This is a genomic window from Flavobacterium hauense, from assembly GCF_054457175.1.
This window is the reverse complement of the sequence record NZ_JBTKVX010000015.1, coordinates 1-13,233: the sequence shown is the minus strand read 5'-3', so window position 1 is coordinate 13,233 and position 13,233 is coordinate 1. Positions and strand designations below refer to the sequence as shown.

The window sequence follows — 13,233 nt, the reverse complement described above, 5'->3', positions numbered from 1 at the left end:
AAAAGTAAATACAAAAAATGATAACTTTGCGAAAACATATAATTTTAAATGGCTAAGAAAAACGTAAGTAATGATGATCTGTTAGCTAATATCATCAAAGGTATCGAAGAAGTAAAAGGAAATGATATTGATATTCTTGACCTGAGGGCCATAGACAATACTGTTTGCGATTACTTTGTAATCTGTAACGGTACTTCTAATACACAGGTGAACGCTATAGTTCACTCCATCCAAAAAACAGTTTCCAAATCTCTGAAAGATAAGCCATGGCACGTTGAGGGCACTGAAAATGGCGAATGGGTTCTTATGGACTATGTGAACATTGTGGTTCACGTTTTCCAAAAACACATTCGTGAATATTATAACATTGAAAGCCTTTGGGGAGATGCCCGCATTACATCAATCGGAAACAACTATTAAATAACCGAAATTCATGTCAAAAGATAATAAACCAAATAAGGTTAGGATTAGCCCATGGGTAGTTTATGGCGGAATACTAATAATGTTCCTTGCTATAACATTTCTTTCGGGCAACGCTAACTGGAACGATCCAAAGCAAATCTCACTTGCAAAGTTTTACAGCTACCTTGACAAAGGCGAAGTAAGCAAGGTAACTTATAACAAATCAACCGCTGAGGCATACCTTAAGCCGGAAGCGCTAAAACTACCTGAACACCAAAAAGTAAAGACCGATTTTCTGGGTAAAGAAAATAAAGGCCCTCATTATTCATTCCTGACTGGAAACTCTGAAGAATTTCAGAAGAGCCTTAATACTGCCCGCGAAACAGGTAAACTAAAGGATTACGAATATCAGTCGGATGGCATTTGGGGAGAATTATTATTCACTTTACTGCCAATCCTTGTTATTGTTGCCTTATGGATTTTCATGATGCGCAGGATGTCTGGCGGAGGTGCCGGCGGTGGCGGTGGCCAGATTTTCAACATTGGAAAGTCTAAAGCCAAACTTTTTGACGAAAAGAACGACATCAAAGTGACATTTAAAGATGTTGCAGGCCTTGAAGGTGCTAAAGAAGAAATACAGGAAATCGTTGAGTTCCTGAAAAATCCTGAAAAATATACAAGCATTGGTGGAAAGATACCTAAAGGAGCGCTTCTAGTAGGCCCTCCGGGAACAGGTAAAACACTTTTAGCCAAAGCAGTAGCAGGAGAAGCTAAAGTACCTTTCTTCTCGCTTTCGGGCTCTGATTTCGTAGAAATGTTTGTAGGTGTAGGTGCATCCCGTGTACGTGACCTTTTCAAACAGGCAAAAGAAAAATCACCGGCAATTATTTTCATTGATGAAATTGATGCTGTAGGCCGTGCGCGTGGAAAAAATAACTTCTCAGGATCTAATGACGAGCGTGAGAACACTCTTAACCAGCTATTAACTGAAATGGATGGCTTCGGTACCAACACAAACGTTATTGTATTGGCAGCGACTAACCGTGCCGATGTACTTGACAAAGCACTTATGCGTGCCGGACGTTTTGACAGACAGATATATGTTGACCTTCCGGACATTCGCGAAAGAAGAGAAATATTTGAAGTGCACTTGAAGCCGCTTAAAAAAGCGGACAATCTTGACACTGAATTCCTTGCTAAACAAACTCCGGGCTTCTCTGGTGCAGACATTGCAAATGTTTGTAACGAAGCAGCACTTGTTGCAGCAAGAAAAGACAAGAAAATGGTAGAAAAACAAGACTTCCTGGATGCGGTAGACCGTATCGTTGGTGGACTTGAAAAGAAAAATAAGATTGTTTCTCCTGAAGAGAAAAGAGCAATTGCCATACACGAAGCCGGACACGCTACAGTAAGCTGGATGCTTGAGCACGCTGCTCCACTGGTAAAAGTTACCATTGTGCCACGTGGCCAGAGCCTGGGTGCAGCATGGTACCTGCCTGAAGAAAGGCTTATTGTAAGACCGGATCAAATGCTTGACGAAATGTGTGCAACCATGGGTGGACGTGCTGCTGAAAAAGTGATCTTCAACAGGATTTCTACAGGTGCCCTTAGCGATCTTGAAAAAGTGACAAAACAGGCACGTGCAATGGTTACAGTTTATGGCCTTAATGAAAAACTTGGCAATATTACCTATTACGATTCATCAGGACAAAGCGAATATAATTTCTCTAAGCCGTATTCTGAAGACACAGCAAGGATTATCGATCAGGAAATATCTACGCTTATAGAAGACCAGTATAAGAGAGCAATACAGCTTTTGGAAGACAACAGAGACAAATTACTTAGCCTTGCAGACATACTTATCGAAAAAGAGGTTATTTTCAAAGATGACCTTGAAGATATTTTTGGCAAAAGACCTTTTGACAAACATGAGCATGAGGTAATTACAGAAGCATAGACAATTTATTTGTCAAATTTTTCAAAAATCTTAATTCAATTCTTAAATTGAATTAAGATTTTTTTATCTTTGAGCATATCAGGAGTAATAAGGTAATGTAAGATATGAGTCTTTTCAAGAAAATTTTCGGTGCGGTAAATGATGTCTCCAATGAAGATAAGAATTCGGAATCAAATCCTTTTCTTCCTGAGGAGCAACTTCCTGTTGACGAATTATTTATGCTCCATTTCAGAAAAAACGGGGGTAAATTTATCTACTGTGAAAACCTGAATGAATTACATGAACAGTTCCTGAATGTACTTGAAGAGAATGACTGGTTTGAATGCAACGTGATGTGCCTTGAGCCTAAACTTTACAGCTTGCTCGACGAAAACAGGCTTACTTACGCAAAATCCGACAATCCAAAATTCCTTTTAGCATCTTGCGAAAATCTTATAGCCGATGAAGGCTCTATACTATTTTCATCAAACCAGATCAAACAGAATAAGCCAAACGAATTACCGGCAAATATCGTTATCGTTGCCACGACCAGCCAGATCCTTGCCAATAAAAGTGACGGTTTAAGGGAAATCAAAAAGAAATACGATAAAGATTACCCTACTAACATTACCACCATTAAATATTTTGAAAAAGTAAAAGAAGAAGATTTCCTTCATTACGGCAGTTCCGCAAAAAATCTTTACCTGCTTCTTTTAGAAGACCTTTAGCATGAATGAAAGTATCGTCCGGGCCCTCTCTGGAATTGTTTATATAGCACTCCTTTTAGGCGCAACCCTACTCTCTCCTATTAGTTTTGTACTATTATTTGGCATATTTATGATTATTGCCATTAATGAGTTCTGCAAACTTGCTAACCTAAATAAAACCGTACCAATCATAATGGGCGTGGCTGGATATATCATATTCTCGCCATTAGTGATTAGTACCCTTTATACAAACTTGCTTTTAAACATTGGTGCTTTGTTTATAGCATTTATGTTGCTTGAAGAGCTCTTTGAAAAAAAGCCATCAGCACCAAAAGATAAAACAGCTAAACTTGCCCGACTTACAGGATATGTAATACTGCCGTTCTTACTGATAATTAAACTTCCTTTTTTAATTCAGGACATTTACTCTCCTTACATCATTATTGGCAGTTTCATCCTGATATGGACAAACGACACTTTTGCTTATATAGTGGGCAAAACATTAGGCAAACACAAACTTTTTGAAAGAATTTCCCCTAAAAAAACCATTGAAGGCTTTCTTGGAGGCCTTGTTTTCACCATAATCGGAGCTTATATCTTAAGCTGTTTTGATAATTTTTTAAATCCTGTCTTCAACTCATCTTTAATCTGGATTGGAGCCGCAATTATTCTCGTAATCTTTGGTACTTTGGGCGATTTAGTTGAATCACAACTTAAGCGAAAAGCCGGAGTAAAAGACAGCGGAAACATAATGCCGGGCCACGGAGGCATTTTAGACAGGCTGGATAGTATTATATTTGCAATACCTTTTCTATTTTTGTATTACCAAATCTTAACCTATGTTTCATAAAGAAGGAGCTAAACTTATTTTTATCGGGCTATTTACAACAGTTGTAATAGCATTGCTTGCAGAACGTTTTATACCAAGTACAACACTTAAAATCATTGTGCAGTTAATAGCACTTGCTTTCCTGATACTGGTATTGCAGTTTTTCAGGAATCCAAAACGCCATGTACTGGTTACCGACCATAACATTATTGCTCCGGTAGATGGAAAAGTAGTAGTGATCGAAGAAGTATATGAACCTGAATATTTCAAAGATAAAAGGCTTCAGGTATCTATATTCATGTCGCCTATCAATGTACACGTTACGCGTTATGCCGTAAACGGACTTGTAAAATTCAGTAAATACCACCCAGGGAAATACCTTGTGGCGTGGCATCCAAAAGCAAGTGAAGAAAACGAGCGTACCACAATCGTTATTGAAAACATACTGTTTGGCGAAATACTGTACAGACAAATTGCCGGTGCACTTGCAAGACGTATCGTTAACTATGCCGAAGAAGGCATGCAGGTAGTACAGGGAACTGATGCAGGATTCATAAAATTCGGTTCAAGGGTAGATTTGTTTCTACCTTTAGGCACAGAAATAAACGTAAAGCTTGGCGAAAAAGCCATAGGCGGTAAAACAATAATCGCAACTAAAGCTTAATGCAGGAAAAAGACTTAGATACTCAGTTTCAGGAAGCATTCGAAAGGGCTTCAAACATGTCTGAGGGTTTACCTCAAGACGTTATGCTGCGCATTTATGCCTACTATAAACAAGCAACACAGGGTATTGCACAGGTAAGTCCTTATCAGAATTTTAACCTGAGGAATGCTTTTAAGATGAACGCCTGGATGCAGGTAAGGCATTTAACTCCTGATGAAGCTAAAAAAATGTATATAGAAACTATTAATTCTATAATTAAATAAATAATTCGGTTATGAAAAAAGTAAAGATCATTTTATCGGCTTTTGTAGTAATGGCAGCATTGCAATCGTGTAAAGACAAAAACAACCTGGAAGAAGTGGTAGCTGTTCCTGAGCCTCAGAAAGAGCAGGCTGCACCCCTTGGAAACCCTGACGACATTAAAGCTGAAGGAGGCCCATTCCAAATGGCAAAACTTGGCTATGCTTATGATGCACTGGCGCCGCACATCGATGCCAGAACAATGGAAATACACTATTCAAAACACTATAAAAAATATACCGACGAGCTTAATAAAGCTGTTAAAGGTACTCCACTTGAAACCAAAACTATTGAAGATATCCTGAAAACTCTTGATATGGAGAATAAGGCTGTAAGAAACAATGGAGGCGGATATTACAACCATACTTTCTTTTGGGGAGTTATGGGCGGTGCTAACGCTGGTGGTACTCCAAACGGTGCATTAGCAGATGCCATCACTAAAGATTTTGGCTCTTTTGAGGCTTTCAAAACACAATTTGCCGAAGCTGCCACCAAACAATTCGGTTCAGGATGGGCATGGCTTGTGGTAGATCCTGCTGGCAAACTTGTAATCGGCAGCACTCCTAACCAGGACAACCCTTTGATGCCAAATACAGGCATCTCTGGTAAACCGGTTTTAGCACTTGACGTATGGGAACATGCTTACTACCTGAATTACCAAAATAAAAGACCTGATTACATTACAGCTTTCTTCAATGTTATCAACTGGGATGCTGCAAGTAAAAAATATGATGCTGCTGTAAAAAAATAACAGCTGTCCAAATCGAAAACAAAATCCGCCTTTGGGCGGATTCGTTTTTTTATGGCAGTTACTAAATTTAATAAAGCTTCCAAAAAATTGCCATTTTAAAGAAAAAGTGCCATTTTTGAAATCCTAATAAAACCAAACATAAATAATGAAATACCTATACCCTCTTGCCCTGTTGCTATTTTTGGGTTCGTGCCAAAAGGAAGAAAAAAAAGCTATTGACCGCACTAAAGCAGATTGGACCTTTTACAAACTGGAAGGTGATGTAAAAAGCGTATACACGAAATCATGGCAGATAAGTGAAAAGCTGGAGAAGCTTAAAACTATGCATGAAGATATGAGTGCGCACAATGGAAATATGGATTTTGATGAAGAAGGAATGCTTGTAGCAGAAAAATTATATTTTGATGAAAACCCTTTTATGGAGACAACCTATAAAGGACGCGAAAAAACACAAAATATTATTCAGTACATAAGTAATGTTCCGGGGATTAAAACCGAATATAGCTGGGATGAAAGCGGAAAAAACAATACTGCCATAACAAAGCGAAATGGTGATAATTCACAAATCGACCGTGTTGAAATGAAATATCAGGGAGACAAAATTGCTCTGAAAACAACATTTAACGGTCAAAATAATCCTACCGACAAAATTGCCTATGTCTATGACAGCAAAGGTAACCTGATCGAAGAAGATCTTTACCTTACATCAGAATATATACAACATAAAATAATACGCAAATACGACAAAAAAAATAGGCTAACGTCTGAAGCCCGTTATGATAAAGACTCAAAAAAACGTTTAGAGACTTTTTCTGAATATCAAGGTGACAATCTAACAAAAAAATATACCCTTAACGATAAAGGTGTAACTGAATACTCTCAGGAATTCACCTATGACAAAAAAGGAAATACACTTACCAAGCTAACCTTTGACAATTTTGACAAGAGTACATCTATAGATACGCATACCTATGACAGCAAAGGCAACAAACTAACATGGGAAGTAACCAAAAATGGAAAAATCTTTATGAAAGCCAATTTTTCCTATGATAAATACGGCAATACAACTCTGATTGAAGTTATGGAGCCTACAGGAAAAATCGTCGACAAAAGGGAATATATTTTTGAATATGATGCCAAAGGAAACTGGATCAAAAAAACCACAAAAATAAAAGATGTTCCACAATTTATTGCTGAAAGACAAATTACCTATTTTGAGGAAAAATAAATCATAAAAAAAGGCAGCCCATTGGCTGCCTTTTTTTATGATTTTAAAAAGTAAATTATTTCAGACTTTCCAGACTTTGCTCAATCGTAGCAATTTTAGCCAATGCATCAGCTTCTTTTTGCCTTTCCATTGCTACAACCTTTTCAGGAGCACTGCCAACAAATTTCTCGTTAGAAAGTTTAGCCTGAACCGATTTAAGGAAACCGCGATTATAGTTTAGCTCTTCAGTTAGCTTAGCGATTTCTTCCTCAACATTTACTGCTCCGGTTACCGGTACAAAGTATTCGTTAGACCTTACCCTGAAGGTAAGTGCTCCGGATACTTTTTCTGCAACATATTCTAACGAAGATATATTTCCAAGTTTTATAATTACACTGTCATATTCATTAGAAAGCGATTCAGTGTTTACTACTTTAAGTTCAATAGCATCTTTTTGAGGGATGTTTTTATCTTTTCTGATAGTACGGATGCCTGCAATTACTTCAGCAGCTACATCAAAACCTGAGATCAGTCTTTCGTCAGCCTGTTTTATTACAGGCCATTCTGAGATAATAAGTGCCTCTTCAGAGCTTCTTTCTGTAATATGATGCCAAATCTCTTCAGTAAGGAACGGCATGAACGGATGAAGCAGCTTAAGGTTATTCTCAAGCATTTCAATCGCACTATTGAACGTAGTCCTGTCAATCGGCTGCTGATAACCCGGTTTGATCATTTCAAGGAACCATGAACAGAAATCATCCCATACCAGCTTATAGATAGCCATAAGCGCATCAGATATCCTGTATTTCTCAAAATGATCTTCAATTTCAGCAAGTGTCTTATTCAGTTTGGCCTCATACCAGTTTACGGCTTTACGCGCATAATCCGGCTGTTCTATATCAGCTATCTCCCATCCTTTTATAAGGCGGAAAGCATTCCATATCTTATTACTGAATGCCTTACCCTGATTGCAAAGCTCTTCATCAAACATAATATCATTACCGGCAGAAGCACTCAACAGCAATCCTACACGTACACCATCGGCACCAAATTTCTCAATAAGGTCAAGCGGATCCGGTGAATTACCTAATGATTTAGACATCTTACGACGCTGGCTGTCACGCACAAGACCTGTAAGGTAAACATTGGTGAACGGCTTTTCGCCTGCATATTCATAACCTGCAATAATCATCCTTGCTACCCAGAAGAAAAGGATATCCGGTCCGGTTACAAGATCATTTGTAGGATAGTAATATTTAAAATCTTTATTTTCAGGTTCAAGCACACCACCAAAAACAGCCATTGGCCATAACCATGATGAAAACCAGGTATCAAGCGCATCCGGATCCTGTTTCAGGCCGGCAGCAGTCAGGCTTTGATTTCCTGTTCTTTCTTTGGCAAGAGCCAAAGCGTCAGCAGGCGTTTCAGCAACTACAAAATCTTCTTTACCTTCGCCATAGAAGTAGGCAGGAATCTGCTGGCCCCACCATAATTGTCTCGAAATGTTCCAGTCACGGATGTTTTCCATCCAGTGGCGGTAGGTATTATTAAAACGGTTAGGGTAAAGCTTTACTTCTTCTGTTTCAAGAACAGCTTTAATAGCCGGCTTAGCCAGGTCTTCCATTTTAAGGAACCACTGATCAGAAAGCCTTGGCTCAATAACCGCTTTAGTTCTTTCAGAAGTTCCTACTTTATTGATGTGGTTCTCTATTTTCTCAAGATTACCTATAGTTTCAAGTTCTTTAGCGATCTCATCCCTCACCACAAAACGGTCTTTACCTGCATAATGAAGGCCGAAACTGTTTAATGTAGCATCTTCATTAAAGATGTCTATGATCTCAAGGTTATGCCTTTCACCAAGTTCCTTATCATTTACGTCGTGTGCAGGCGTTACCTTTAGGCATCCTGTACCAAATTCCATATCTACATATTCATCAAAAATGATAGGGATAACACGGTTAGCGATAGGAACGATAGCTTTTTTTCCTTTCAGGTGCGTGTAACGCTCATCGTTAGGATTGATACATATTGCAGTATCGCCTAATATCGTTTCAGGGCGTGTAGTAGCAACTACTACAAAATCCTGAGTACCTTCAATCTGGTATTTAAGATGATATAGTTTACCCTGCCTTTCTTCGTAGATTACCTCTTCGTCAGAAAGCGTGGTCTTAGCTTCAGGATCCCAGTTTACCATACGGTAGCCGCGGTAAATAAGTCCTTTATTATATAGATCGACAAACGATTTTATAACCGATGCCGACATGTCATCATCCATTGTGAATTTTGTACGTTCCCAGTCACATGAAGCACCAAGTTTTTTCAGCTGGTCAAGAATAACACCTCCGTATTTATCTGTCCATTCCCATGCGTGCTTTAAGAACTCCTCGCGGGTAAGGTCATTTTTATTGATTCCTTCTGCTTTAAGTTTGGCAACAACTTTTGCTTCGGTAGCAATAGATGCGTGGTCAGTACCGGGTACCCAGCAAGCATTATAACCTTTAAGGCGCGCGCGTCTTATAAGTACATCCTGAATAGTATTATTAAGCATATGCCCCATGTGCAGCACCCCTGTTACATTTGGCGGAGGTATTACAATAGTATAAGGCGTTCTATGGTCTGGTTCCGAATGAAAATAATTGTTTTTCATCCAGTAGTCGTACCATTTGCTCTCGGCAGTCTTTGCATCAAATTGCGATGGAATCGTCATAACTTACAGTGCTGATTAATAAACCAAAAAAATTGGTATGTTTTTTGAAATGTATGCAAAAGTAACCATATATGTACAATTTTAAAAAAACATTATAGCATAATTTGCACATTAATTTAAACTGAGTATTTTTACTAAATCCAAAACCACTACTACTATGAAACGAATTTTAGGCCTTTTAGCAGTTATACTATTCACTACCGCTTCTTATGCGCAATCTGGAGCCAAAATGGAATTGAAGTCTGATACTGTTGATTACGGAACAACTTCAAAAGAAAACGATAACGGCTTAAGAGCCTTTGAATTTACAAACACCGGTGATGCCCCTTTGATTATTAAAGACGTGAAATCAAGCTGCGGCTGCACAGTGCCTTCGTGGCCAAAAGAACCGATTGCACCGGGTAAATCAGGAAAGATTGAAGTTAAATACAACATGAATCCCGGCCCCATACGCAAAACAATTACCGTTCAGTCTAATGCCGTTAACCACCCTGATGGTGTAGTCGCATTGAAACTAAAAGGTGAAGTAACAAAAAAAGAGGAAGTAAATATTCTTGACAAAAAGAAAGCACTTCCTAATCAATAAGAAACAGTAAAAAAAACTTAAGCTCCGCAGTGCGGAGCTTTTTTTATAACATTTTTTAATTTTTAAACCTGTTGAAAAACAAATTTGCTCTTGCCAAAATTATTAAATCTCTAAAAAAAGTCGCAAATTTGCACCAATCATTATAAAAATCAAAATACAATGCCTCAAGTATCTAATAAAGGCAGGCAAATGCCTGAATCTCCTATCAGGAAACTGGTTCCTTACTCTGAAATGGCCAAAAAGAAAGGTCACAAAGTATATCACCTGAATATTGGCCAGCCGGATATCAAAACTCCAGATGTGGCGCTGGAAGCTATAAAAAACAACAATATACAAATATTAGAATACAGCCATTCAGCAGGTTTTGAAAGTTACAGGACTAAACTGGCTACAAGCTATAAAGCTCATGGCGTTAATGTCGATGCAGCTGATATTATCATAACTACAGGTGGTTCTGAAGCATTGCTTTTTGCTTTAGGAAGCACAATGGATGCAGGCGATGAGATTATCATCCCTGAGCCATTTTATGCTAATTATAACGGGTTTTCGGTTGCCTCGGGAGTAACTGTTGTACCGGTAATATCTACGATAGATGAAGGTTTTGCCCTTCCTCCTATCGCAGACTTTGAAAAGCTTATTACTTCAAAAACTAAAGCGATACTTATCTGTAATCCTGGTAACCCTACCGGATACCTTTACACACAGGAAGAAATCCAGCAACTGGCCGAACTGGTTAAGAAGCATGATCTTTTCCTTATCGCTGATGAAGTATACCGCGAGTTTACTTATGACGGTGACAAGCATTACTCTGTAATGAATGTTCCCGGTATTGAAAACAATGCTATAATGATCGATTCAGTTTCTAAACGTTACAGCATGTGTGGCGCAAGGATAGGCTGTATAGTTTCTAAAAACAAAGAAGTAATGGCAACTGCCATGAAGTTTGCACAAGCGCGTCTTAGCCCTCCAACATTTGAGCAAATTGCCAGTGAGGCAGCTCTTGACACTCCGCAAAGTTATTTTGACGAAGTTATCAGCGAATACAGAGAGCGTAGAGATACCCTTATAAACGAACTTAATAAAATTGAAAACGTTAAGGTAGCAACTCCGAAAGGTGCTTTTTACTGTATTGCCAAATTACCTGTTGACAATGCCGACAATTTTGCACAATGGCTTCTTGAGTCATACGACCTTAACGGAGAAACTGTAATGGTTGCTCCTGCTGCAGGATTCTATTCTACTCCTAATGTTGGCCTTGACGAAATAAGAATTGCTTACGTTCTTAAAAAAGAAGACCTTATCCGTTCAGTAGAGATACTTGCCGATGCCATAAAACAATATAACAACAAATAATAGTTGTTTTAAATATAATCAGAGCCCTTCGTACTACGTAGGGCTTTTTTTTGCAGCATCACTAAGCATTTCTTTTAAGCGCTGTTTCCTGCCATCGGCTTTATTCCCTTCTGCCGGCGGGAAATACCGCCCAGCCTACCGCAGGTAGGCTCTCTCAGGGCTAAGGCCAATCTGCTGCGCCTTCTTATACTTAATACTTCTCCATTCCTTTAGACTTTGGACTATACAAAAACAAACCGGGCAGCCAATGGCTGCCCGGTTCTTTTATTTATCTGTTTTTCTCTCTTATCTCTTAATGGCAAAATGCGATTTAAACTCACGTGTTACGGTGGTTGTACCATCGAATTCAGGGTAGGTAACGGTGAACCAGTAGTCATCGGCAGGTACCGCACGACCATTGAAGGTTCCGTCCCAGCCCTCACTGTCCGGGCTGATCTGCTTGATCAGCTTGCCGTAACGGTCAAAGATATAGATCACTGAACCCGTATTCTGTAGCCCGATGATGTTCCACGTGTCGTGGAAGCCATCACCGTTAGGGGTGAAGAAGTTCGGGTAGTCCACAATGCTCGCATCGGTAATCACAAGCTCATCACACGCATCGGGGTTGGTGTCCCTTACCCTTACCGTATGGCTGCCCGGGGATACATTGTCAAAGACATTGCTGTCCTGCCATGGGCCTTCATCAAGGCTGTATTCATATACTCCATAGCCGTCTATGGTTACCGTGATGGTCTGGTTGTCGCTGAAGTAGTTCGTTACATAATAGCCCCTGCCGGTCTTAACTGCAGGGCCGCTCTGTAGTACCGTTACCGGTGCTATAGGGTCAGATACGCAGCCTTCGGTACTGGTGGCAACTACCGTGTACTGGCCTGCGGCCTGGGCAAGCAGTACCGGACCGGTCTCTCCAAGGATCGTGGTCTGGCCTTTCTCATCGGTATAGCTCCACTCGAAGGTGCCCGTGGTTAGCCCTGTATCGATTACAAGGGGCCTTACTACGGCTCCGGTGGATTTGTCAACACAGATCGTACCGCCTTTGATAACTGGCTCCGGAAGGGCGATAACCTCTATAAAGAAGCTTACCTTGTCCTTACAGCCGCTCTGGGTAGAGGTATTGGTTACTACAGCCCAGATCTCCATGCGCCAGGCCGTGGTGTTGGCATAGGCCTGCGGGTTGGCAATAGGGATGTTTACTGCCCCGGGAGTAAGGTCCGGCTCAGTTTCATAATACGTTACCTGGTAGTCTGCAGGTGACTGCCCGCCAAGGATGTCCCCATCGGCAAGGGTAAGGTCCCAGTCCGAGATGAACCCGTCGTTGGCCCCCTCATAGTCACACTCCACAAAGGTTGTGGTTACAGGGTTGGCGATGGCTGCCTCTTCTACCAACAGGTCTACTTCTTTTACGATAACACAGTTGGTCACAAGGTCACGTACCCTTATCCAGATAGTAGCTGTGCCCCCGGTTACCGGGTAGGCATTCACAGGGATGGCAGGGCTCGTTAATGCCGCATCGCTAAAGAAGTCCACATCGTAATTGGCAGGGGTTACCCCTTGCTGGATAAGTATGTCATTCAGTTCCTGGGTAAGGTTGAACACGTCTGCTCCGTCGGTATTCTGCTCGCAATGCGCGATATTGTCAAGATCGGTAACAGGTGGCAGCGGGTTAACGATAAGCCTTAGTGTCACCACCTGGTGGCATCTTGGCTCTGCAGGGTTGTTGCTGTTGATCTCCACCCTTACATATACATCGCCACTGGCGCTGGTGTAGGCTGTTGGGGTAGCTATCGGGTTGAT

12 protein-coding genes are annotated in these 13,233 nt (G+C 40.3%); 10 read left to right on the top strand and 2 right to left on the bottom strand.

Going from position 1 to position 13,233, the window contains the following annotated elements:
* The first annotated feature begins 48 nt into the window (after nucleotides 1-48).
* From rsfS to ACX0HA_RS11840, 8 genes are all read left to right on the top strand, one after another.
* Nucleotides 49-420, top strand: coding sequence for a ribosome silencing factor (gene rsfS, locus ACX0HA_RS11875; RefSeq protein ID WP_114756992.1), 372 nt, complete (start codon nucleotides 49-51; stop codon nucleotides 418-420).
* A 13-nt stretch (nucleotides 421-433) separates the two neighbouring features.
* The gene (ftsH, locus tag ACX0HA_RS11870) at nucleotides 434-2,359 is read left to right on the top strand and encodes an ATP-dependent zinc metalloprotease FtsH (RefSeq protein ID WP_458845506.1); all 1,926 of its coding nucleotides are present in this window, start codon (nucleotides 434-436) and stop codon (nucleotides 2,357-2,359) included.
* Nucleotides 2,360-2,463: 104 nt separating this feature from the next.
* Nucleotides 2,464-3,066 carry a lactate utilization protein B/C gene (locus tag ACX0HA_RS11865; RefSeq protein ID WP_458845505.1) on the top strand — a complete coding sequence of 201 codons (603 nt, stop codon included), beginning with the start codon at nucleotides 2,464-2,466 and terminating at the stop codon, nucleotides 3,064-3,066.
* Nucleotide 3,067: 1 nt separating this feature from the next.
* Nucleotides 3,068-3,895 carry a phosphatidate cytidylyltransferase gene (locus ACX0HA_RS11860; RefSeq protein ID WP_458845504.1) on the top strand — a complete coding sequence of 276 codons (828 nt, stop codon included), beginning with the start codon at nucleotides 3,068-3,070 and terminating at the stop codon, nucleotides 3,893-3,895.
* Entirely contained in the window at nucleotides 3,885-4,538 is a 654-nt protein-coding gene (locus tag ACX0HA_RS11855) for a phosphatidylserine decarboxylase family protein (protein ID WP_458845503.1), read from the top strand. Before ACX0HA_RS11860 ends, ACX0HA_RS11855 begins: the two co-directional genes overlap by 11 nt.
* Nucleotides 4,538-4,801, top strand: coding sequence for an acyl-CoA-binding protein (locus ACX0HA_RS11850; RefSeq protein WP_458845502.1), 264 nt, complete (start codon nucleotides 4,538-4,540; stop codon nucleotides 4,799-4,801). Before ACX0HA_RS11855 ends, ACX0HA_RS11850 begins: the two co-directional genes overlap by 1 nt.
* A gap of 11 nt (nucleotides 4,802-4,812) precedes the next feature.
* Nucleotides 4,813-5,589 carry a superoxide dismutase gene (locus ACX0HA_RS11845; RefSeq protein ID WP_458845501.1) on the top strand — a complete coding sequence of 259 codons (777 nt, stop codon included), beginning with the start codon at nucleotides 4,813-4,815 and terminating at the stop codon, nucleotides 5,587-5,589.
* 145 nt (nucleotides 5,590-5,734) lie between these two features.
* Nucleotides 5,735-6,817 (top strand): RHS repeat domain-containing protein, encoded by a 1,083-nt coding sequence (locus tag ACX0HA_RS11840; RefSeq protein ID WP_458845500.1) that lies wholly within the window; start codon nucleotides 5,735-5,737, stop codon nucleotides 6,815-6,817.
* Between the two features lie 55 nt (nucleotides 6,818-6,872).
* Here the strand turns inward: ACX0HA_RS11840 and ACX0HA_RS11835 are convergent, their stop codons facing one another.
* Entirely contained in the window at nucleotides 6,873-9,503 is a 2,631-nt protein-coding gene (locus tag ACX0HA_RS11835) for a valine--tRNA ligase (RefSeq protein ID WP_458845499.1), read from the bottom strand.
* Between the two features lie 157 nt (nucleotides 9,504-9,660).
* Between ACX0HA_RS11835 and ACX0HA_RS11830 the strand changes: the two genes are divergently transcribed.
* Both ACX0HA_RS11830 and ACX0HA_RS11825 read left to right on the top strand, forming a co-directional pair.
* Nucleotides 9,661-10,089 carry a DUF1573 domain-containing protein gene (locus ACX0HA_RS11830; protein WP_458845498.1) on the top strand — a complete coding sequence of 143 codons (429 nt, stop codon included), beginning with the start codon at nucleotides 9,661-9,663 and terminating at the stop codon, nucleotides 10,087-10,089.
* 159 nt (nucleotides 10,090-10,248) lie between these two features.
* Complete coding sequence (locus ACX0HA_RS11825; protein ID WP_458845497.1) at nucleotides 10,249-11,442, top strand: pyridoxal phosphate-dependent aminotransferase; 1,194 nt, start codon at nucleotides 10,249-10,251, stop codon at nucleotides 11,440-11,442.
* A gap of 285 nt (nucleotides 11,443-11,727) precedes the next feature.
* On the opposite strand, the gene ACX0HA_RS11820 is transcribed toward ACX0HA_RS11825, so the two are convergent.
* Nucleotides 11,728-13,233 (bottom strand): T9SS type B sorting domain-containing protein (locus ACX0HA_RS11820; protein ID WP_458845496.1); only part of this gene is annotated, 1,506 nt, incomplete at its 5' end.